Raw genomic sequence first — 21,663 nt, 5'->3', positions numbered from 1 at the left:
ATGTTTCATGACAGCCTGACCAGTCTCGTGTCCCGCCTGGGGACCGATCGGGACAAGGCCGCCACGGTCTTCTACACCCAGCCGTTCCTGACCGACGAGCAGGCGCTTGCCGCCTATCGCGGTTCATGGCTGCCGCGGAAGATCATTGACATCCCGGCGCTGGACAGCTGCCGCAAGTGGCGCGATTGGCAGGCTGAGAACAATCAAATCGACCTCATCGAGGCCGAGGAAAACCGGCTGAACGTCAAGGGCAAGATCCTTGAGGCGATGACCAAGGCCCGTCTGTTCGGCGGTGCTGCCATCTTCATCGGTACCGGAGATGCAAACCCGGAATCGCCGCTCGATCTCAACAGCGTCGGTAAGGGTGGCTTGAAGTACCTGACCGTGCTTTCTCGGCGCGACATGACCGCCGGCCCGATCGAGCAGGACGTCACCAGCGAGTTTCACGGCAAGCCTTCGTATTACGAGGTTACCGGCGCCAACACGATGGTCCGTATCCATCCATCGCGTCTGGTGATCTTCGTGGGCGCGCGCCAGCCTGATGCCCTCATGACGGTCAACGCGCTCGACGGGTGGGGCGATAGCATTCTGACGGCCACCCTGGACGCGATCAAGAACGCCGACAGCACTGCGGGAAACATCGCGTCTCTGATCTTCGAGGCAAAGATCGATATCATTCGTATCCCGAACTTCATGGCCTCGCTTGGCAACGCCGAGTATAGGACGAAGCTGATCGAACGCTACACGCTCGCCAACATGTCCAAGGGCATCAACGGCACGCTGCTCCTCGACAAAGAAGAGGAATACGAGACCAAGACGGCGCAACTGGCCGGCCTGACGGATATCCTGATGGCCTTCATGCAGATCGTGTCTGGTGCGGCCGATATCCCGGTGACCCGATTGCTCGGTCAGTCGCCGGCCGGCATGAACGCCACCGGCACGTCGGACATGAAAAACTACCATGACCGCATCCAGTCCATTCAGCAGTTGGAAATGACGCCTGCGATGCACAAGATGGACGAGTGCATCATCCGTTCTGGTCTAGGTTCGCGGCCCGCTGAGGTTTTCTACACTTGGGCCCCGCTCGAACAGATGAGCGAGAAGGAACAGGCCGACATCTTCAAGACGAAGGCTGACGCTGCGCGGTCGCTCGCTGGCACCTCCACATCGCCGCCGCTACTGCCGATCGACGCTTTGTCTGACGCCCTGGTCAACACGTTCATCGAAGACGGCTCGCTGCCAGGTCTGGAAGCGGCCATCGACGAGCATGGTAAGCTCAGCGAACAGGAGCCGGACGAGGATGAACAGCGCGCGGCCGTCGGCGAGGAGCCGAAGGAAAAGGCCAAGCCGATCACCGGCGACGCTGCACCGCGCACGCTCTATGTCCGCCGCGACGTGCTCAACGCTGCAGAAATTACGGCATGGGCCAAGGCTCAAGGCTTCGAGACGGTCCAGGATGGTCTGCACGTCACCATCATCCATACCCGCACACCGCTGGACTGGATCCAAGTCGGGCAGGCGGGCGAGTGGTCCTCTGACGAAGATGGTGAAATGACCATCGCACCCGGAGGTCCGCGCCTCATGGAGCGCTTCGGAGAGGCCGTCGTGCTGCAGTTCGCCTCGTCGCGTCTGACATGGCGTCATGAGGACATCAAGCGCCTCGGCGCCGAGACGGATTACCCGGACTATCAGCCCCATGTGACCATCACGTGGAACCTGCCGGCGGGCATGGACCTGTCGAAGGTCGATCCGTACCGCGGCAAGATCCGGCTCGGTCCGGAGCAGTTCGAGGAAGTCAACGACGACTGGCGCGCCAGCATCCGCGAGGAATAGACCATGCAATTCATTGATGCTGCACCGATCGCGGGCACGCGACGGACCGCCGACGGCTACCTTGTTGCGGACGTCAAGACCGCTCGCACCGGCATCCAGCTTTATGCCGGCCGCGAGGTCGGCAAGCCGGAAATACAGTCGGTGAAGGTCTATCGCTCCGCCGATCAGGTCTTCGACAAGGCCAGCCTGGGCAGCTACGCCCATAAGCCGGTGACGAACGACCACCCGACCGAAGCCGTCACCGCCGACACATGGAAGGCCGTATCGGTCGGCCAGATCGGCGACGAGGTAGCGCGCGACGGTGAATTCGTTCGCATCCCTCTCGTTGTCATGGACGCCGCGGCAATCAAGGCGATCGACGAGGGCAAGCGCGAGCTTTCCGCCGGGTACACCTGCGATCTCGCATGGGAGCCGGGCACGACGCCTGAAGGCGAGAAATACGACGCCATCCAGAAAGATATCCGGATCAACCACGTCGCCATCGTCGAGCGTGGCCGCGCCGGATCGAAAGCTCGCATCGGCGACGGTGTGGGACAGTGGGGCGCTGCCCCGTTCACCAGTGATCAGAAACCGCAAGAGGAAAAGATCATGACCCTGAAGACGGTTACCGTCGATGGCATCCCGGTTGAAGTAACCGATCAGGGTGCCACGGTGATCGGCACGCTGCAGCAGCGCCTTGCCGACGCCAATACCAAGTTCGCCGACGCCGAGAAGGCACATCAAACGGCTCTGGCCGCCAAGGATGCCGAACTGGCGAAGAAGGATGCCGAGATCGACGCCACGAAGGCCAAGGTGCTTTCTGACGCCGACCTCGACAAGCGCGTGCAGGCTCGCGCCGATCTCGTCTCCAAGGCCAAGGTTCTGGCCAAGGACGTCAAGACCGAAGGTCTCAGCGATGCCGCCATCCGCAAGGCTGTCGTCGTCGCCAAGATCGGTGATGCCGCCGTCGCCGACAAGTCGGACGCCTACATCGATGCTCGCTTCGACATGCTCGTCGAGGACGCAGGCAAGAGCGCCGGCGGCGTCGACCCATTCCGCGTGGCTGTTCAGAACGGTCTCTCCCAGACCAATGACGCCAACGCATCCGCAACCGCCCACAAGGCCATGGTTTCCGATCTCGAATCGGCATGGCAGACGAAGGGAGCCAAGTGATGCCGGCAGTTCAGACCACTTACACCGCCACCCACGCCCGTTGGGTCGAGGGCATGGTCCTCAACATGGAGCCGAACGTCATCGTCACCCGCCTCGCGGAAGACGCTGAGGGCATCGGCTTCGGCAAGGTCGGCGTGCAGGGCACCGCTGACAACCAGGTCGTGGATTCCGAAGCGACCGTGAAGTTCGTGGGCATCGCTGTCCTCGACCCCACCCAGCCGACGGGCAAGTACGAGCAGTACTCCAACGTCGCTCTGATGAAGAAGGGTGTCATCGTCGTGCAGGCTTCGGTCGCCGTCGCCGTCGGTGACGCCGTCTACTACGTCCCGGCCACCGGCGTTCTCACGAACTCCGCATCCGGCAACACCCTCATCGCGGGCGCGCAGTGGGATACCAGCACCTCGGGTGCCGGTCTCGCCGCTCTCCGCCTCGGCTAACAGGAGCGTTCCGACATGAACATGCTTATCACTCAGGACGCTCAGCAGGTCGCGATGAGCTTCCTTATCCGTCAGGCCTCGTTGATCGAGCCGACGGTCTACGCGATCAAGTACCAGGAGATCCAGTATTCCCAGCTGATCCCCGTCGACACCTCGGCGCCGGAATGGATTCAGTCGGTCACCTACTTCTCCATGGACTCGGTCGGTCAGGCTCAGTGGTTCAGCGGTCTCGCGCACGACGTGCCGAAGGTCGAGCAGACCCGCGAGAAGTTCGAGACCGGCGTCTCCATGGCGGCGATCGGCTACGGCTACACGCTTGAGGAGCTTGGCACCGCCCAGCTGCTCGGCATGAGCCTCACCGCGGACAAGGCGAGCTCGGCCCGTCGCGTCGCTGAAGAGAAGATCGACCAGGTGGCTTTCGTCGGCGACACCGGCAAAGGCTTCACTGGCCTCGTCAATTCTTCGACGCCGACGGCAACCACGGCTCCGGCCGACGGTACCGGCTCGGCGACCACGTTCGCCAGCAAGACGCCTGACCAGATCCTCCGCGACATCAACGGCCAGCTCACCGGCATTTTCACCGGCACGCTCGGCGCGGAGATCGCGGACACGCTTCTCCTGCCGTATTCGGTGCTGTTGGACATCTCGACCCGCCGTATCGATGCCGTCAACCAGACGACCATCCTCGAATGGGTGAAAAAGAACAACATCTACACCCTGACGACCGGGCAGGAACTGACGATCCGCGGTGTCTTCGGCTTTCTCGACGCGGCCGGCGCCGGCAGCACCAAGCGCATGGTGGCCTACCGCCGTTCGCCGGAAGTGCTGAAGTTCCACATGCCGATGCCGTTCCGGTTCCTGCCGGCTTGGCAGACCGGGCCGATGAAGTTCGACGTCCCCGGCATCTTCCGCCTGGGCGGTGTCGACATCCGCCGGCCGAAGGCCATCCGCTACCTCGACGGCATTTAAGGAGAGGCGACGATGAAGGTGACGAACATCGCCAAGGGCGCTCGCGGCCTGAATGCGAAGGAGGGTCCGGTTCTCGTCGAGCCGGGGCAGTCCGTCGAAGTCGACATGCTGGACGAAGAGGTGAAAGTCTCCAAAGCTACCGGCTGGTTCGAATTCGGCGCGAAGGCGGCCGAAGACAAGAAGTCTTGATAAGGCGCCCGGCGGGCAACTGCCGGGCAGCCACTCATCGCGGAGTAGACCATGGCGATCGGCACTCCGGTACACGTCACGCAGATCGCCGCCGCAACGACAACGGTCACGACGGGCAGTTTCACGCCTGCGGCCAGTTCAATCATCTTCGCCTGGGCGTCTGCACGGCACACGTCGTCGACCCCGGCAGACCTCACAGTTTCCGACAGTCTCGGACTGACTTGGACAAAGGTTGGCGCGATAGCCGGCCCGCTCACGAACGCCTTCATGAAGGGCACGTTGTTCTGGGCCACGTCGACGAACGCGTCGATGACGGTCACCGTTCAGACAGCGACTGCCAGCAGTTCGGTAGCGGTCGAGATTGTCACGGTCCCGATGGGAACGCCGGACACGAGCAACAACGCTTCGGTCGGCGATGCCAACGGCGACCCATCAGCAACTTTGGCAGGGACACCGGCGGCGGCCATCGCCTTCGCCACGGCCCAGACCGGCAACCAGTTCACGCAGAACAACGCCTATACGGAGATTGTTGACGCCAACCCGACAGGTTTGACGAACCAGCTGCACAATTGCGTTGCCTATGACCTGACATCTCCGTCTGCCACGTGCGGGATGACGTCGACCAACGTCAACACGGTGATGTTCCTCCTGGAACTCAAGGAAGCGACCGGCGGCAAGAGCGGCACAGGTACGCTCACCGGCTCCGGATCGTCGTCATCGACTGGCGCGAAGGCCTCAGGCGGGACCGGCGCGCAGTCGGCGGCAGTTAGCCTTCCTTCGACCGGCTCCAAGCGTGCGCAGGGCAGTGGCGCGGTATCCGCAGCCATAGCCCTGACATCTGCCGGCCAGCGCGCGGGCGCGGGCCTTGGCTCTGTCAGCGCCGCTGGCACGCAAACCGCGTCAGGCGCAAAGCGTGGGGCAGGCAGCGGGCAGGTTTCAGCCGCAGCCTCGATGTTGTCGAGTGGAACGGCCCAGACGGCAGAAGAGCATTCGGGACACAGCAGCGTCGCCGCGGCGGTGGACACGAGCGCGCAGGGACGAAAGAGCGGATCGGGCGCGTCATCGATCGCCGTCTCAGCGACATTCTCCGCCGTCGGCAGCAAGCAGCCACCGTTCGGAACGTCACGCCGGGTCACGATCACCGTCGTCAGCCAAGCCGAAATCGACGCCTCGGCTGCCGTGCAGAAGTCTTTCAGAACAACGGCGGTTCGCCGCTCGATCGTAACCTAAGAGGTGTGCCATGCCGCTAACCAATGCTGCAAAACACGTCATGCTCGACGCGCTCGGCGCGGTGGCCGTCTACGTCTCGCTCCATACGGCAGACCCGAGCACTTCGGGTACAGGCGAGGTCACCGGCGGCTCTCCGGCCTATGCGCGCAAGGCAATCACGTGGAATGCGGCCGCGTCCGGAAACCTCGATAGCTCGAACACTCCTGTCTTCGACGTCCCGGCCAGCACCACGATCTCTCACATGGGCTACTGGTCGGCGGCGAGCGGCGGCACCTTCTACGGTGGCAACGCTCTGTCAGCATCCGAGACCTTTGCTGCACAGGGCACCTACACCCTGACTGACGCCGACGTGAGCCTGACATGACCGATTTCTCTATGGTTGCAGGCGACAGCAAGACGCTGGAAATCACCGTCAACGACGACGCGGGCGTGCCTGTCGATCTCACCGGAGCGTCGATCGAGTGGAACGCTGCGCGCCGGCCGTATGGCGCTGCCGTCATCTCGAAGGCGGGCAACATCACCGACGCTCCGGCGGGCAAATTCTCCGTCCTGTTGGTGCCGGCGGACACCACGACTCTCGACGGCAGTTTCTACCATGCCGCCACGATCACCGGTGCGGATGGCAGCGTTTCCACCCTGTTCCTCGGCGCCCTTCTGATCTCGCCGCTGGCGGCGAACATGACGGTCGAGCAGTTCAAGGTGCGCTTCCCGGAGTTCGCACCGGTTTCGTCCACGCTTATCGCGCTGGTGCTCGACGAGGCGCTTGCACAGGTCAGCACGTGCCTCTCCGATTCCGACCGCACCCGCGCGCAGATGCTCCTGACGGCGCACAAGCTGACGCTGGAAGGCGAACCAGGCCGCACGACGAGTGGCGCGGCGGCCGGCACCACCGGCGCGGTCAAGCGCGAGAAGGTCGGCAGCCTGGAAGTCGAGTACGCCGGCATGGGCACCTCGTCCAGCGGCGGCCGCAGCTATGACCGTACCGTCTACGGGCAGATGTATTGGGAGCAGTTCGGTTACTCGTTCCCAGCGATCATGGTGGTCTGATGCCTACCAAAGAAGCTTGATGGCTACCGCGATAGCGAGGAAGCAGAATACCCAAAGGATAACTTGACCGGCGCTTCCCTTAAATTCAGCGCCCGCCAGCTTGAACTCAATCGGCCCAGCTTGCTGGCGGAGGAGCGTAACCACCAAAAGGGAAAAAAGCGCCGCCATCGGAAGGCCAATCACTGCGGCAAAACGACCCAAGACGAGCTCTTCACGGTCTGATGCGGAACTCCAAACAGAGAGTCTATCTACAGCGTACAACCCGCCCGCGACTGTTCCCATGCCGAACATGGCAATGGCCACGCCCAGAATGTCCCTTGTACGCTTGGCACGTTCCTTTGTTTCCTCATCATTCATGACTTCCCCCCGCTCGGAACTCAACAAAGAAGATGGGACCGGTTATGCCCCAAGCAGTGTACGCCCGCTTGCAACAAATCGCTAACAAGCTGATCACCAACTATGGTCAGACCGGCAAGATCACGGAAATCGCCGCGCCACCGAACCCGGTCGAAGGTGGCGACCCGGTCACCGTCGAGCACACCGCCAAGATGTTCCCCGACAAGTACGAAGCGCGGGAGATTGACGGCACGGTGATCAAGACCGGCGACGTCAAACTCTACATTTCGAGCGTCGGGCTCTCGGTCGTGCCCTCAGTCGGCATGTATGCCGAGATGGCCGATGGCAATTCGTACCGGATCGAGAACGCTGACCCCAACCGCTACGACGGCGTGACCAACGTCGTCTTCATCGTCCAAGGAAGGATCGCAGCATGAAAATCCGCTTCGTGAAGATCTATCTGCATCACAAAGTCGGCGACGCCATCAACGAATCCGAGGTCGGATCGGCAATCGCCAATGGTCTGGTCAATCTCGGTATCGCTGAACGGCTGCCCGAAGAAAAACCGGCGAAGAAGAGCGAGAAGGCCGGCGCTGCGGACTGATGGCCAGCCTTCGCCAACAGCTCGAAGCGCTCATCGACGGGCTTTCCCCAAACATGGAGAAGGCATTCCGCGAGGCCATAGACGACATCAAGTCCGAGATCGTGCTTAAGGAAGTTGTCGAGCGCCTGGAGCGCCAGGACATCGAGGGCGCCATCGCGGCGCTTCACATCGACCCGGCAGCCTTCCGGCCACTGTCAGAGGCGATCCGCGAGGCTTTCAGTGCAGGAGGCTTGCTGGTCACCCAGAACATGCCGCGCCTCTCCGACCCGGCTGGCGCCCGCGTAGTGGTCCGTTGGGACGTCAGCAACCAGCGCGCCGAGCAGATCATTCGAGAGCAGTCGTCGAAGCTGATCACGCACATCACGGAAGACACCAAGGAGATGGCTCGCGAGGCGATCCACGCCGGCTATGCCCAGGGGCAGGGGCCGCGAACGATCGCGCTGGATCTCGCCGGACGCGTCAACCGGGTCACCCAGCGTCGAGAAGGCGGTTTGGTCGGCCTGACGTCGCAATTGGCTCGCACTGTTGAGAATGCGCGCGCTGCGCTGCTGTCGGGCGACATCGCGGGCATGAAGCGCTACCTGACGCTCACGCGCCGGGACAAGAGGTTCGATCGGCAGATTGCCAAGGCGATCCGCGAGGGAAAGCCGCTTCCGGCTGACGTCGTCGCCAAGATCACCGGGCGCCTCGCTGACCGCTATGTGCAGTTCCGGGGCGAGACGATCGCGCGGACCGAAACGCAGTCATCGGTCCATGCCGCCAAGCATGAGGCCTACCAACAGGGGCTGGACCGATCGGGCAGGGATGCCGCGCTGGTCACCCGCCGCTGGCGTTCAGTTGGCGATCGCCACGTCCGCCACACGCACCAGGTCCTGAATGCAGAGGAAGTGACCGGCATGGACGTGCCGTTTCAGTCTCCGTCGGGTTCGTTGATGCGCTTCCCGGGCGATACCAGCCTTGGCGCTGGCCCCGGCGAGATCATCGCCTGCCGCTGCCACGTCGAATACAGCTTCGACTTCGCGGAGGAATACGCCCGCTCACGAGGTCGCTGATGGACGCCGAGAACCTTTCCTTTGCGGCCCAGGTATCAGAATGGGTGAAGCAGGAGCAGGCCCGCGAGGCGGCTGTCTTGCGCACCGCCGCGCAGATGGTCGCCAATGATGTCCGCGTTACGATAGCCGCCGGCGGCCGAATGCCATTCGACACCGGCAACCTGAAGAACTCGCTGATGGCGTCAACCACGGCCATGCCGACGGTCGACCAGGGCGAAAAGAAGTATCCGGACAGCAGCGGCGTGGTCGAGCTCATTATTGCCGACCTATCGATCGGCGAGACGCTCTTCCTCGGCTTTCAGGCCGCCTACGGGCCCAGAATGGAATACGGCTTCGTCGGGGCTGACAGCCTCGGTCGCGTCTACAATCAACAGGGCTTCGGATTTGTTGAAGCAGCCGCCCAGGACTGGCCGCAGACGGTCAAGCGGGCGGAGGAGCAGGTTCGCGGTCGTTTTGAAGCGGGTCGCGCCCCTCGGACATGATCAGCAGGGCCTTCTGTAGGATATCGAGGTCGCGGATAGCGGCGCCAAGCACCTGCCGGCCATTCTCAGTTCGCACCGTTTTGTTGAGCAGCAGCGATTGCGCCTCGTGCAGCAGGTCGTGAACCTCGATGTCGCTGAGCGCTTTTTCGGCCATGGGCCATAGGGGTAACAGATGGCCGACACGGTGGAAATGAAAATCTATCAGGCGTTGCTGGTAGGAGTGCAGGCCTTCCCGCTCCCCGCCGGATGGGACCTGGCTACGCGTGTTGCCTTGCCGGGCGTCCCATTTACGCCGCCGACGATGGTGGTGGGCGGGTCTCGCGTTCCCGCGCCATTCATTAGCGTCGAGGCCCACTTCAACCGCTCGATCGAGACCGACCTATCGCTTGTCATGGACCCGACCAGGCAGGGTTTCCTGCGCACCAACGTCATGTGGCCCAAGGGCCTGGCGATCGTTGACGCCTACAACCTCGCCGGCCAACTCCGCGCGCACTTCCGTCGCGGCACAAAACTCTTCCGGACCGACACCCAGGTCCGCATCGATGAGGATCCGGAGATCGGCGTCCTCGTCACCGGAGATACCCACCACACCATCCCCGTCACCACCCGGTGGCGTTGCTACCCGCAAGTTCCGGCCTGATTGGCCCTGCCGTTCCGCGCCTTCGGCAAGCGCAATCAGACAGAAAGGATTGAGCTATGGCTCAGCTTTACCCGGTCGCCGGTGCCAAGATCTATATCGGGCCGGCCGTCAACGACGTTCCCGATGATGCCGACATGAACGCGGCGCTCTTCTCCTCGGTCAGTTTCACCGAGGTCAAGGGCTGGCAGACGATGGGTGCCGTCGGCGACGCTGCCGCGCTGATCACCGAATCCATCATCTCTTCGGGCCGTGACCTGAAGGCGAAGGGCACGCGCAACGCTGGCTCGATGCAGAACAACTTCATCATCCTGCCGAACGACGCCGGCCAGATCGCGCTGATCGCGGCCGAGAAGACGGATTACAACTATCCGTTCAAGCTCGCCTTCGACGACGCGCCGCCGGCAAAGACGGCCACGGTTACGATGACCATCGCCACTCCGGGCGTGATCTCGTGGACCGCGCATGGCCTGGCCGCTGGCGTCGGGGTCAAGTTCAGCACAACCGGCGCTCTCCCGACCGGCCTTGTCGCTGGCACCACCTACTACGTCGTGAGCCCGACCACGGACGCCTTCAGCGTTTCCGCGACCCCGGGCGGGTCGGCGATCAACACGACGGGCACGCAAAGCGGTGTTCACACCGCGACGTCTGTCCCGACCGGGACCGTGAAGCTCTTCTATGGGATCGTCATGACCGCTCAGGAGAATGGCGGCGGTGCCAACACCGCTCGCCTGCTGCAGGGCAATGTCGAAATCAACTCGGCGGTGCTGACCGTCGCTCCCGTCGGTGGTGCATAATGGCTGGTGCTGAGTTCGTAGACCTTTCTGGCCTCGAAGCCCTCGTCCAATCTCAGGAAGCGGGCATTGAGATCATCGTCGTCAACGAGAAGGGCGAGCCGATCGGCCTCAAGATCGGCGTCGTCGGTCCAGACAGCGAGCGCATGCAGAAAGCCATGCGCGACGTTGCCGCCGAATTCGCCAAGGCAGCAGCCGAGCGCGAGAACCTCGGGGAGGCTGCGGCTGACGAGGCAGACGCCCGCTTGATCGCAATCCTGGCGAAGGCGACCACGCACTGGTCACCAGACCCGAAGATCGGCGGCCAGGTCGTTCCATTCTCGGAAGAGAACGTCCGCAACCTCTACACACGGTTCAAGATCATCCGCGACCAGGTGGAGGCGAAGGCCGCGCGCCGTAGCTCTTTTACAAAAGGCTGATCGACAGGCTCTGCCAACTCATCGTCGATCAGCATGAGGGCAAAAAGCTGGTGGTGCCCGCCGCCGGCCAGCAAGTCTGGTTCTGGTTTCAGGAGCTCGATACGCAGCGCACCGGCAACGGCTACGGACCCAATGCCCTCGGCTTTGTGGCAATCGCAGAATGGGCGAGGCTTCGCGGCCTCGTCCTCAAACAATGGCAACTCGACGCGATCCTCGCTCTCGACATCAAGCGCCGCGAAGTTATGGCGCCGAAGGCCGAAGAGCAGGCGGAGCCAGAGAAGCCGCAAGTCTCCGAGCGACCGCTCACGGCGCGTCTATTCGATGCGCTTTTCCCGAATATGCGGAAGTGAAGCTTTACTTCGTGAGCACTTGAGGCGGGCAGATCTCAGTGCCGCGTATAAGCGCGCCCATTCTATTCTGGGAATCGAAGGTAATTCTGATCTCAACGATCGTCGGGGTCTCCGGACCGGCGGACGCTTTCATCCTGGCTTCCTCTTCTCGAAGAGCGGCGCGTTCAGGAATAGCAAGGTCAGGGGTCGCGAGATTGCGATCTCGAATTTCGAGCAGCCTCATGTCAACATACTGCTCAATCGTCATCGCAGTTCTGGTCTCCGAGATATCCACCCGCTTGTATGAGGCCGGCGACACAAGCCGCTGAACTAGAGCGGCTTCGCACTTAGCGGCTTCTGGCGAAACAGTCTTAGAAGGATCTCGCCGCGCCACCCGGTCGTAGCAGGCCACCCGTTGAGCATCGTCCGGAATTGCCGCGCACTCCTCTAGAGTTTCAGCGTGGGCAACGGCTGCGATGGCCACCATTATCAAACTTACCCAGAGCAGTCTCATGGCCCCTCCCTCTTGGTTGTGGCCACGATAGCCGGCGGGTACGAAAGGTAAAGCCTTGTGACCGAAGCTACCCTTGGTTTCAAGATCGACAGCACACCAGCGTCTTCCGCCGCGGCGGATCTTGATAAGCTGACAGCGTCGGCCACTCGCACCACACAGGCCGTCGATAAGCTCGAAGCGGAAGCCGCAGGCTTGGGCGCGGCGCTCGGCAAGGCGGGCGACGACGCACGCAAGGCGCTGCCGGCAGTCGATGGCCTCGGCCGCTCATTCGGCTCGCAGGATGATCACGTCCGGGCTTTCCGGATGGAGGTCGAGCGCCTCACGCTCAAGTTCCGCCCGCTCGCCCAGGCAACGCAGCAGTACGAAGTGGCGGTCACAGAGATCCAACGAGCCCACAAGCTCGGCGCGATCAACGCGCAGGAGATGACGGCCGCGCTCGATCGGGAGCGCCAGGCATTCGAGCGGCTGAAGACGTCGGCCACGGCTGCCGGCTCTGCCGTGAAGGCTGCCAATAGCAACCGTGGCGGCGCGCAGAGCTTCAACTCGGCGAACGCGGCATTCCAATTCCAGGACATCGCCGTCACCGCGGCCATGGGCATGAACCCGCTCATGATTGGCCTGCAGCAGGGCACTCAGCTTGCCTCGGTTGTCGGGTCGATGGAACGCCCGGTTTCTGGCCTGGCTGCTGCGTTCACGTCGCTTCTCAGCCCGGTTTCGCTGATCACCATCGGCTTGACCGCCGGTACCGCCGCGCTGATCCAGTATTTCACGACCGCCGAGAGCGGGACTGAGAAGACGAGCAAGCTGTTCGAAGAACAGAACGACGTCATCCGACGCGCCGCCACGCTATGGGGCGATGCGGTACCGCAGCTTCGTGCCTACGTCGACGAGCTCGACCGCGCCGACAAGATCACGCAGGGGAAGGAAGCGTCTGAGATCCTCGCCGGCCGCGAGCTTGATGGCCTCGGCGAGAAGCTGCAAGGCATCAACCGCCAGTTCGCGGACGCCGTTCGAGCGCTGCGCGGGGCCGACGCCGACCCGGCGTTTGTCCGCGACTTCTCGCAGGCGTTCGGTGATCTGCGCGAGAGGCTCGATGACGGCACTGCTTCGGTCGCCGACTACAACCGCGCTCAGATGGCGCTGTCCGAGGCTGTCGACCAATACGGCGTGAAGTCGGTTCTGGGCTTCCGCGACGCCTTCGACCTCATCACGCAGTCGATACGGAAGAGCATTGAGGCCTCGCGCGAGGCGCGCCTCGCATGGATCGCCGGTATCGCCGGCGGGACCAACGTCCAGGACATTGTCGGCGGCTCGACCTTCACAGAAGGCGGCAAGACGTTCCGTTCTGCCGACTTCGTGCCGTTCAACGCGCCGACGCCAGGTCGTCGCCCGAACATCGAGCTTAGTGGCGACCCGGATCCGGATCGCATCCTGAATTCCGATGGGCGCCTGACGGATATCCCGGTACCGGGTCGCCGGCCCAACTTCTTCGAGCTCGAAGAGCAGAAAGAGAAGATCGACGACGTCACCAAGGCATACCGGCAGGCGCAGGACGCAAAGGCCGATTTCTGGCTCGACATGTCGTTTCAGGAGCGCCAGGGCGAGCGCAGTGCGATGGACCGACAGGTCGCGAGCACGCTCAACCGCTACGGCTTCGATGAGAACCTGAACTCGCCCGAAGCTAACGCGATCCGTGGCCAGCTGCGGCGTGAGCAGAATAAGGAACTCATCGGCGGGTTCATCACCGACCTCCGCGATGGCCTGCTGTCCAGCGGCGGCGATATTGGCAAGGCGCTCGGTGATGCGATCAAGAACGCTCTGATCAACGCGCTGGCAAAGGCAAGCGACCAGGCGATCGAGCGCATGACCAACTCGCTCGTCAATGCACTGTTCGGCGGCACGTCCCTGTCTTCTTCGTCTGGGTTCGCCACTTCCGGCGTTTACGGCGCCACGACCACGCTCGGGTCGCTCCTAGGCTATGGCGGCGCCGCGAACGACAATCGCTCCGCCGGCGGCATCTCTGCCTATGCCAAGGCGATCCAGTCGATCGAGAGCAGCGGCAACTACGGCGCCCTCGGCCCGATCACTCGCAACGGTGATCGCGCCTATGGCGCGTATCAGGTCATGGGCAACAACATCGGCCCCTGGTCGCAAGCTGCACTCGGCCGCACGATGTCCGCTTCGGAGTTCTTGACCGACAAAGGCGCGCAGGATGCGATCTTCAACCATCGCTTCGGCGGCTATGTCGACAAGTACGGTGCGTCCGGCGCTGCCCAGGCGTGGTTCGGTGGACCGGGCTCGGTGGGCAAGGGTGGGATGGGTGCTGATGTCCTCGGCACGACCGGAAACGCCTACGTCTCCAAGTTCAACGGCGCCCTTGAGAAGGCCAGCGGCAACCTCGGCCAGTTCGGCAATGGGCTGGGCCAGCTGGGCACCACGCTAGCCTCCGGCGCATCTGGTGGCGGCGGTGGTCTGCTATCGGCGCTGTCTGGTATCGGGCGGAGCATCTTCGCTTCGTCGGGGCAGTTCGCCAGCGCATGGATGGGCGGCGGCATCGGCCTCTACGCCAACGGCACGAACAACGCGCCTGGCGGCCTCTCGATCGTCGGCGAGCGTGGGCCGGAACTGCTGAACCTGCCGCAGGGCTCCGGCGTCGTGAGCAACCACAAGCTCATGCAGGCCCTAAACGACAACAACGGCCAGCGGGCCAATACCGGCGCGCCGAACCTGAACGTCAACGTGATGGGCGCTAATGGCGATGATCACGTCCGCAAGCTGGTGCAGCAGGGCGTTGGCGAGGCGATGCGTGAATACAACGAGCAGCAGCGCCGCGGCGGCTTCGGCCAGACGCAGACCCGCTACACATCGCAGAAGGGCTGAGCATGGCGAGGTCATACATCAATCAGCCCGCCGTCCCGATCCAGTATCTCCGACCAACTCGAGCTAGTTTCGACGTTCCGGGTTCTGGCATCGATGGGGGCGTCAACGGCAACGGCGAATCCATCGCGATCGAGATGAGCGGCGGCGGCCGGGTAATGGCGACATACGAGCGCTGCGTCTTGCAGGGCGACGACATGGAGCGTCACGAGGTCATCAACTGGCTCGGAGCGCGGGGTAACGGTAGCTTCCGCTTCTTCAACGTGTCGGTCATCAACGACGGCATTGGGCCATTCCCGGTCATAAACGGCAAGCGCCGCCCGATCATCAGCGGTATTCCGCATTCGGACGGCGCGCTGTTCTCTGACCTATCCGGTTACTCGCAGGCGACGGTCTGGGGGAAGCTGACGGCTCCTGCCTCCGTCGGCGCCGGTCAGCTTTCGATGCGCGTCTACGAGGCGGCCAGGCCGCTGCGCTGGTCGGACTGGTTCTCGATTTACCACCCGACGAAGGGCTGGCGCGCCTACCGCTATTGGGAGAGCCACAAGGTGGCAGAAGGCGTCGAAACCGTCGGCGGCGTCAATCTCAGCTATGTCGACTACCAACTCGGCATTGCACCGGCGCTTCGTGAGGCGGCGGTGATCGATACGCGCGTCGAGTTGGCGCGACCGACGTGCGTTATGCAGTTCCCAAGGGGATTCAGTTTGCCCTGGGACTATGAGGCCTTCTACTCGTCGCGGCCAACGCTCTCCTTTGCCGAGGCGTTCTGATGGGGTGGGTTCCAGACGACGTCATCGAGGAGATGCGCGGCAGTCATCAGCTGGGCATCTTCTTGCGCATTGCCACCAACCCGGCGCTTCACATGTGGTTCGGCGTCCACGACATCCAGACCGGTTTCGACAGCATCGACCCGGAGGGCACTGTCTATCTCGGTGGAGGGGTGCTTCAGGGCGTGCCCACGCTCGAGGTGTTGGTCAACGGCACAGCCGACAGCGTGGAGTTTTCGGTTTCCGGTATCGACCCGGCGACCGGCGGCAAGATGCTCGACAGCCTGCCACCCCTACGTGGCGCGGCGGTCCAACTGGGGCTGACCACGCTGGATCAGTACTACCAGCCGATGAGCAAGATCATTCCGATCTGGACAGGGACCTCGTCGCACGTCTCGGAATCGAGCCCGATGGTCCAAGCGGACGACAGTCCGAGCCTGGCGCTCGCCTTGTCGGTTGTGTCTGGGGAAACGACCCGGTCGAGGGCCTCGCGCTCGCTTTGGTCCTCGCCGCATCAGAAGGCGATATCGCCGACCGACCTGTTCTGTGATGGCACCGCGCGCCTGTCGCGCGGCGTCCAGCCAGTATGGCCTCACTACACCTGAGGGTGCCCATGAACATTCATGAGTTTTTGAAGCTGCCGCATCGCTTCCGATGGGGCGGCCTAGGCGGCGATGACTGCATCATGTTCTGCGCCTCATGGGTTGCGGAGCAGACCGGAACCGACCCGGCAGAGCGGGTGAGGGGCACGTATCGGGATGAAGAGGGCGCCATGGCGTTCGTCGCCAGCGCCGGCGGACTCATCCCGATGATCGACAACGGCGTCAAGCCGCTCGGCTACGCACGCACCCTATCGCCGGTCACCGGCGACATAGGCATCATTTTGGCGCCGTCCGACATCGATGGAACCGTCAAGGAAATCGGCGCGATCCGCTTCGGCCCTCTCTGGGCGGTCCTTGCGCCGGCCGGCGTCAGGGCGAAGCGATGCGACTTTATTGCGGCTTGGAGCCGGGGAGATAAGGCTTGAGCCTCAAGGTCCTTTATGAGAGCGCGCCGTCGGAAGAGATCATCCATCGCGTGCTGGTCGACTTGCGCGCGTGCTCGTCGCACTACAGCCGCGTCCTGTTCGATCCGATCTTCACGCCGATCTTCACGGCGCTGTTCACGCCGATCTTCGGCGCTGGTACCGCACTGACGACGTTTGCCGTTGGTGCCGCGACTGCGATCGCGACTACGGCCCTGACTGTCGGCCTGCAGTTGCTCCTGGCGCCGAGCGTCAGAACGCCGAAGCCAGAGGACGGCAAAGTTCCGAAGACGCAAGCAATCCCGTATCGCTGGTGGGGGGTCGGCCGGACCCGTGTGGCCGGAGCCTACATGCTCTGGGAAGCGAAGGGTAAACGCCTGTTCGCGGTTCAGGGGCTCGTCGGTCACCGGATCAAAGCCATAAACCGGTACTTTCTTCACGACGACGAGGTCACGATCGGAAGCGGCAACACTGTGAACGGCCTCGCCGACGGTCGATATGGCAACGGCACGGTTAAGCTGTACTCGCGCCTAGGGGCTAACCCGGAAACGGCTTATGCCGATGTTGTCGCCGGCATCCCGGAATCGTGGACAAACGCGCACCGGGGAGACGGCCAAGCGTCTGTTGCCATGATCTGCAGCACGCCGAAGCAACAGGATTTCAGCAAGCGGTTTCCGTACAATGCCCCCTCGGTCTCGGTTGAGGCCGATCTCGCCTATTGCTGGGATTTTCGCGACCCGGCTCAGAACCCGGCAAACCCGGCGACATGGGTGTGGACGCAAAACTGCGCCGTCATCCTTGCCTGGCACCTCTGCTTCAACGAGTTCGGGGAAAGGCTCGACTACACCAAGGCGATCTTGCCTGTGCTCGACATATGGATCGAGGAAGCAAACATCTGCGACGAGGATGTCCCTCTCGCCGGCGGCGGCACAGAGAAGCGCTACCAATGCAACGGGTTCGACACGACGGAGAATGGGCCCAAGGCTGCGACAAACGCAATCCTCGCCGCCTGCGACGGCCATCTCGTCAGCCGTGGCGATGGCGCCCGCATCCTGACTGTCGGGAAGTTCCGAGAAAGCCGGTGCGGGGTGCTAACCGACGCTGATATCGTCGGCCACAACATCCAGTACGACGTGCTCTTTGAGGACGAGATCAACCGGCTCATCCCGAAGTTCACCTATCCGGCGATCGATTATGCGACCGCTGACACCGACTACTTCGAAGATACAGCTGCCCAGTTGGAAGCCGGCCGCGTCCTCGCGCAAGAGGCTGAGTACACGTGGGTCCATCAATGGCGGCAGGCCCGACGTCTGGCGAAGCGCGAATGGCTGCGTGTCCGGGAGAAGGTTCGCGGCTCGATTGATGTCCGCCTGTCTGGCATCAATGCGGTCTATTGCCGTTGGAACCGGCTGCAAACGCCGAACCGTCTGCCCCGGCTGAACAACAAGATCATCGAAAATCGGAGGGCGCTGCTGTCGATCACGCGTGGCGGCTTCTCGATGGACATTGTTCAGCACCCGGGCAACATCGACGCTTGGACCCCTGCGACAGACGAAGGGCTACAGCCTCCGGTCCCACCGGCCCCGAACGCGGCGGGATTGCCGACGCCAGTGATCAACCTGGTTCAAGCGAAGCCGAGTAGCGGCAGTGTTTACATACGGGTGGTTGTCATCGACCCGAATGATAACAGCCTAAATCCGGTCGTCCGCTACCGTGTCGCAAATGCTGACGGGCTTGGAAACCCTGGGGCATGGATCGAGCAACGCTTCCCAGATGCTGTCCCGGCCGGCGGCTATGTTGATCTAGCGACGACCACAGTCCCAGCTAACCAGCTGCTGGACATCCAAGTTGCATTCATTGCGTCGAGCGGTCGATATTCCGACTGGTCGATCACCGCGAACATCACGTCGACGATTGATTCAACCGCACCAGGAACACCGACGAACCTGACGGCCCCGAACTCGGTCGCGACCGTACCGATCAGCGCCAAAGCTGCAAACGACAACACCCGTTTCCTCATCTTCAAACGCGGGACAACGGGCCAGAGCTTTGCAGCCGCGACAACGATCGGAACTTACTCGGTCACCGCCAACCAGACGATTTCCTTCACGGATTCACCTGGCGTCGGTACCTGGAAATATTGGTGCGGAGCCGAGAACATCTCGGGCGTGCCCTCAACCACCCAGGCGTCGGTAACCACCGTCGTCACCTAACCCCTCCCAAGTCCCGAACCACAACTGCCTTGCCATCGTGCAGGGCGCCTTCGCATGAGGAAACCTCAATGGTAGAACTTGCCGACACCATCTTTTCGGATGGCCCGAGCTCGAACCCTGACCAGCCGATGAAGCCTCGGATACGGGAATGGGGAACGTGGATTGAAAGCGTTATCACGGCCTTTGTTAGCGGCGCGGGGACCATTTTCGTCTCGAAAGTTTCGATGGATGCCAATCTGAACTATCCGACGTTCACGATGGCATGGGTTCTTGGTGACGCGACTGTTGCTAACAACGGCGTCTATCGAAAAATCGGGGATCCCGGCTTCGGCTTTTGGGTTAGAACCGGTGACCTGCCGTACAGCTTTATCATCGCTTCCGACGCCGGCGCGGGAACGCCGAATGCGATCGTGGCGACGACAAGCATCCCGGTCAGCCCTTCGGCTTTGGTCTGGATGGAAATTGCCGCAACGAACACCGGTTCACCCGTGACAGTGAACTTCAACGGGACTTCGCCCGCAACGATCAAGACAAACAGCGGGAACGATATTGCTGCAGGCGGCCTTGCTGCTGGCATGATTGTCATGGGCATCTTGTCTGGGGGCACGTTCCGCCTCATCAGCGATCAAGCAAGTGAGGCCATACTTGCTGGCGCCGAGGCAGCGAAAGCCGCGGCAGAAGCGGCTCGTGACGATGTCATATCGATTGCTGCATCGATCGTATCTGAGCAGCCGAGCCGCTCCTATGCCACTGCCAGCTATCATCCAGTTGTGGCGCCGGATTTCGTCCGCACGGCCGGATATTACGCGGCCGGAGACTTGGGGGGCGCGCTCTACAAAAAGGTCGCCTCTGAGCCGTCGCACAGTGGTAAGTTTGCCATCACGCTCGCGGGTATCGGAAGTGTTGTCTGGTATGCGCTGACGATGGACGCTGTCACGCCGGAAATGTTCGGTGCGAAGGGCGACAGCGACGGAACGATAGGAGGCGGTACTAACGACCTCGCCGCATTCCAGGCGGCGGTGGATTTCAGCGATCGCGTTTTCCTAACCCGTTCAAACTGCAGCTACCGGCTGCATGGCGAATTGCTCACAAACCGCTTCACGTCGATCATCGGTTTTTCGGCCGCCAATAGTGATGATGCGCAATCGACCTCGGCTCCCAAGCTGATCTTTTCCGGCACTGGCGTAGCGTGCATTCGGACGAAAGACGCTGTGAACGTCTCGAGCCATTCGCGCGTTACGGGCTTCGTTCTCAGGTCACTCGGTACCTATGACTGGATGATGAAGTTCAAAGGGTGTGTTGACATGCTCTTTGAAGACTTCCGGCTGCAGACGACGGTATCAGCGACCGGCGGCTTCTACTCGGTCAAGAACTTTCCGGGCGACAACAGCTGGACGAACTGCATGCGCCGGGTCGGCATTCGGTTGCTTGATGCCGGCACCCAGCGAAGCTGCAATATCGACTGGTCCGATAGTGATGTTGCCAACTGCCAGTTCACCGGCGGCAAGGGCGTCGTCGACAACGGTTACGGCTCCCGTTTTCAGTTCTGCCAGATCGAGCGATCGAACAGCGTTGGTTTGACCATCAACAAGCCGCTCGCTTCGAAGATGACGCGCGTCATCGGGTGCCAATTGGATGCGAACACCACGTACGGCATCATGCTGGATACAAGCGGAGACGTATCGACGAACTACGTGTTTAACGTGGCCGTCGTCGGGTGCACGTTCCGAACGGTCGACGCGAACGGGGCCGGTGCTGGTACGGCAGACATCGCGCTCGTGAACGCGAGCGGCAACACCTACAATCCCGGCACTTTCGTCGACAACACGCATGAAATCGCTGCTGTCCCTCCGGTGCTAAATTCAGGGAACTGGGCTGGTGGAAAATTCGTCGGCCCGCATACGCAGGTCTCGTCAACGGCCTATTTCTCGCTGGCTGAGCGTCATCTGTGGGTGACCACGGGCGGGATCAAAGTCCCTGAAGGAGCTGTGGTCGCGAATGCTGCGCGGACCTACTACGGGCAGGCGGGGTGCTCGGCCTTCTTCGGCGGCACCAACACTGGTGCGGCAGGGGTGGTCGCCGGCAACGACGGCAACGGCGCCTTTATCGGCGCTTCGCAAACGAGTGGCGCCGTTAGCCAAAACCTGGCGCTCTACATCGGCGGAACAGAAATGCTCAGGTTCTCTGCTGATAGAGCATTTGTCATCCCGTTTGTCGACAATGCGGTCAACCTTGGTAATGCGTCCAAGCGGTTCAACACGGTCTACGCCGGTACCGGCACGATCAACACCTCAGATGAACGTCTCAAGACCGAAATAGGACCTATTCCCGATGAGGTGCTAGATGCTTGGGAGGCTGTTGAGTGGGTGCAGTATCGATTTGTCGACGGGGCTAGGTTGCACACAGGCGTCATCGCGCAGCGGGTGAAAGCAGAATTCGAGGCCCGCGGCCTGGATGCGACGGAGTACGGTCTACTCTGCCATGACGAATGGGATGACGAGTACGAAGACCGGCTGGTGGCCGTTTTCGATGACGATGGCCAGCCGCTGATGCAATCGGTGCCACTCGTAGACTACATCAAACGTGATGATGGCACCATCGAGGAGCTCATAGGCACACGCGAAGAGCCGGTGGTCGAAACCCAGAGGGTGCTCGTCGTGCCGGCCGGCGACCGGTGGGCAATCCGATACGAAGAAGCTCTCGTCATGGAAGCGGCGCTAATGCGCCGTGAGTTGAAGCGCTTGCGCAAGTAAGCTGT

General features: G+C 62.2%; 24 protein-coding genes. 22 read left to right on the top strand and 2 right to left on the bottom strand.

Features of this window, described 5'->3' with window-relative positions; genetic code table 11:
- The 8 genes from IB262_RS05235 to IB262_RS05200 are packed head-to-tail and all read left to right on the top strand — an operon-like array spanning position 1 to position 6,857.
- Positions 1 to 1,833 carry a phage portal protein gene (locus IB262_RS05235; RefSeq protein ID WP_192493438.1) on the top strand — a complete coding sequence of 611 codons (1,833 nt, stop codon included), beginning with the start codon at positions 1 to 3 and terminating at the stop codon, positions 1,831 to 1,833.
- Positions 1,834 to 1,836: 3 nt separating this feature from the next.
- Positions 1,837 to 2,985 (top strand): DUF2213 domain-containing protein, encoded by a 1,149-nt coding sequence (locus tag IB262_RS05230; RefSeq protein ID WP_192493437.1) that lies wholly within the window; start codon positions 1,837 to 1,839, stop codon positions 2,983 to 2,985.
- A complete protein-coding gene (locus tag IB262_RS05225) occupies positions 2,985 to 3,422 on the top strand; it encodes a capsid cement protein (RefSeq protein ID WP_192493436.1) in 438 nt (145 codons plus the stop codon). Before IB262_RS05230 ends, IB262_RS05225 begins: the two co-directional genes overlap by 1 nt.
- 15 nt (positions 3,423 to 3,437) lie before the next feature.
- A complete protein-coding gene (locus IB262_RS05220; protein ID WP_192493435.1) occupies positions 3,438 to 4,391 on the top strand; it encodes a major capsid family protein in 954 nt (317 codons plus the stop codon).
- A gap of 12 nt (positions 4,392 to 4,403) precedes the next feature.
- The gene (locus IB262_RS05215; RefSeq protein WP_192493434.1) at positions 4,404 to 4,580 is read left to right on the top strand and encodes a hypothetical protein; all 177 of its coding nucleotides are present in this window, start codon (positions 4,404 to 4,406) and stop codon (positions 4,578 to 4,580) included.
- Between the two features lie 51 nt (positions 4,581 to 4,631).
- Positions 4,632 to 5,810 (top strand): hypothetical protein, encoded by a 1,179-nt coding sequence (locus IB262_RS05210; RefSeq protein ID WP_192493433.1) that lies wholly within the window; start codon positions 4,632 to 4,634, stop codon positions 5,808 to 5,810.
- Positions 5,811 to 5,820: 10 nt separating this feature from the next.
- Positions 5,821 to 6,174 carry a hypothetical protein gene (locus IB262_RS05205; protein WP_192493432.1) on the top strand — a complete coding sequence of 118 codons (354 nt, stop codon included), beginning with the start codon at positions 5,821 to 5,823 and terminating at the stop codon, positions 6,172 to 6,174.
- Complete coding sequence (locus IB262_RS05200; protein ID WP_192493431.1) at positions 6,171 to 6,857, top strand: DUF4054 domain-containing protein; 687 nt, start codon at positions 6,171 to 6,173, stop codon at positions 6,855 to 6,857. The genes IB262_RS05205 and IB262_RS05200 overlap by 4 nt, the downstream gene beginning before the upstream one ends.
- Before the next feature lie 3 nt (positions 6,858 to 6,860).
- Here IB262_RS05200 and IB262_RS05195 read toward each other — a convergent pair whose 3' ends face one another.
- Positions 6,861 to 7,214, bottom strand: coding sequence for a hypothetical protein (locus IB262_RS05195; protein WP_192493430.1), 354 nt, complete (start codon positions 7,212 to 7,214; stop codon positions 6,861 to 6,863).
- Between the two features lie 44 nt (positions 7,215 to 7,258).
- Here IB262_RS05195 and IB262_RS05190 point away from each other — a divergent pair, with 44 nt between their 5' ends.
- The 8 genes from IB262_RS05190 (at position 7,259) to IB262_RS05155 (ending at position 11,531) form a co-directional block, all read left to right on the top strand.
- On the top strand, positions 7,259 to 7,630 hold the full coding sequence (locus IB262_RS05190) for a hypothetical protein (protein ID WP_192493429.1): 372 nt from the start codon (positions 7,259 to 7,261) through the stop codon (positions 7,628 to 7,630).
- Entirely contained in the window at positions 7,627 to 7,797 is a 171-nt protein-coding gene (locus IB262_RS05185) for a hypothetical protein (protein WP_192493428.1), read from the top strand. The genes IB262_RS05190 and IB262_RS05185 overlap by 4 nt, the downstream gene beginning before the upstream one ends.
- Complete coding sequence (locus IB262_RS05180; RefSeq protein WP_192493427.1) at positions 7,797 to 8,849, top strand: head morphogenesis protein; 1,053 nt, start codon at positions 7,797 to 7,799, stop codon at positions 8,847 to 8,849. The genes IB262_RS05185 and IB262_RS05180 overlap by 1 nt, the downstream gene beginning before the upstream one ends.
- On the top strand, positions 8,849 to 9,331 hold the full coding sequence (locus IB262_RS05175; RefSeq protein WP_192493426.1) for a hypothetical protein: 483 nt from the start codon (positions 8,849 to 8,851) through the stop codon (positions 9,329 to 9,331). Before IB262_RS05180 ends, IB262_RS05175 begins: the two co-directional genes overlap by 1 nt.
- A 172-nt stretch (positions 9,332 to 9,503) precedes the next feature.
- Positions 9,504 to 9,971 (top strand): phage tail terminator-like protein, encoded by a 468-nt coding sequence (locus IB262_RS05170; protein ID WP_192493425.1) that lies wholly within the window; start codon positions 9,504 to 9,506, stop codon positions 9,969 to 9,971.
- A gap of 56 nt (positions 9,972 to 10,027) precedes the next feature.
- Positions 10,028 to 10,765: a hypothetical protein gene (locus IB262_RS05165; RefSeq protein ID WP_192493424.1), complete on the top strand. Its 738-nt coding sequence runs from the start codon at positions 10,028 to 10,030 to the stop codon at positions 10,763 to 10,765.
- Positions 10,765 to 11,181: a hypothetical protein gene (locus IB262_RS05160; protein WP_192493423.1), complete on the top strand. Its 417-nt coding sequence runs from the start codon at positions 10,765 to 10,767 to the stop codon at positions 11,179 to 11,181. Before IB262_RS05165 ends, IB262_RS05160 begins: the two co-directional genes overlap by 1 nt.
- A 50-nt stretch (positions 11,182 to 11,231) precedes the next feature.
- A complete protein-coding gene (locus IB262_RS05155) occupies positions 11,232 to 11,531 on the top strand; it encodes a hypothetical protein (protein WP_246802589.1) in 300 nt (99 codons plus the stop codon).
- Between the two features lie 4 nt (positions 11,532 to 11,535).
- On the opposite strand, the gene IB262_RS05150 is transcribed toward IB262_RS05155, so the two are convergent.
- The gene (locus tag IB262_RS05150; protein ID WP_192493422.1) at positions 11,536 to 12,024 is read right to left on the bottom strand and encodes a hypothetical protein; all 489 of its coding nucleotides are present in this window, start codon (positions 12,022 to 12,024) and stop codon (positions 11,536 to 11,538) included.
- Positions 12,025 to 12,081: 57 nt separating this feature from the next.
- Between IB262_RS05150 and IB262_RS05145 the strand changes: the two genes are divergently transcribed.
- The 6 genes from IB262_RS05145 (at position 12,082) to IB262_RS05120 (ending at position 21,658) form a co-directional block, all read left to right on the top strand.
- Entirely contained in the window at positions 12,082 to 14,904 is a 2,823-nt protein-coding gene (locus IB262_RS05145; protein ID WP_192493421.1) for a phage tail length tape measure family protein, read from the top strand.
- A 2-nt stretch (positions 14,905 to 14,906) separates the two neighbouring features.
- Positions 14,907 to 15,671 (top strand): hypothetical protein, encoded by a 765-nt coding sequence (locus IB262_RS05140; protein WP_192493420.1) that lies wholly within the window; start codon positions 14,907 to 14,909, stop codon positions 15,669 to 15,671.
- Positions 15,671 to 16,273, top strand: coding sequence for a hypothetical protein (locus IB262_RS05135; RefSeq protein ID WP_192493419.1), 603 nt, complete (start codon positions 15,671 to 15,673; stop codon positions 16,271 to 16,273). Before IB262_RS05140 ends, IB262_RS05135 begins: the two co-directional genes overlap by 1 nt.
- Positions 16,274 to 16,440: 167 nt before the next feature.
- Positions 16,441 to 16,695: a hypothetical protein gene (locus IB262_RS36640; protein WP_348646884.1), complete on the top strand. Its 255-nt coding sequence runs from the start codon at positions 16,441 to 16,443 to the stop codon at positions 16,693 to 16,695.
- A 50-nt stretch (positions 16,696 to 16,745) separates the two neighbouring features.
- Positions 16,746 to 18,905 (top strand): hypothetical protein, encoded by a 2,160-nt coding sequence (locus IB262_RS05125; RefSeq protein ID WP_348646890.1) that lies wholly within the window; start codon positions 16,746 to 16,748, stop codon positions 18,903 to 18,905.
- A gap of 68 nt (positions 18,906 to 18,973) precedes the next feature.
- Positions 18,974 to 21,658 (top strand): tail fiber domain-containing protein, encoded by a 2,685-nt coding sequence (locus IB262_RS05120; protein WP_192493417.1) that lies wholly within the window; start codon positions 18,974 to 18,976, stop codon positions 21,656 to 21,658.
- The last annotated feature ends 5 nt before the right edge of the window (positions 21,659 to 21,663 follow it).

Origin of the sequence: Ensifer sp. ENS02, from assembly GCF_014851885.1 — a bacterium.
GTDB classification, from domain to species: Bacteria; Pseudomonadota; Alphaproteobacteria; order Rhizobiales; family Rhizobiaceae; genus Ensifer; species Ensifer adhaerens.
Note: the sequence above shows the minus strand (reverse complement) of the source record. Positions and strands in the feature narration are given on the sequence as shown.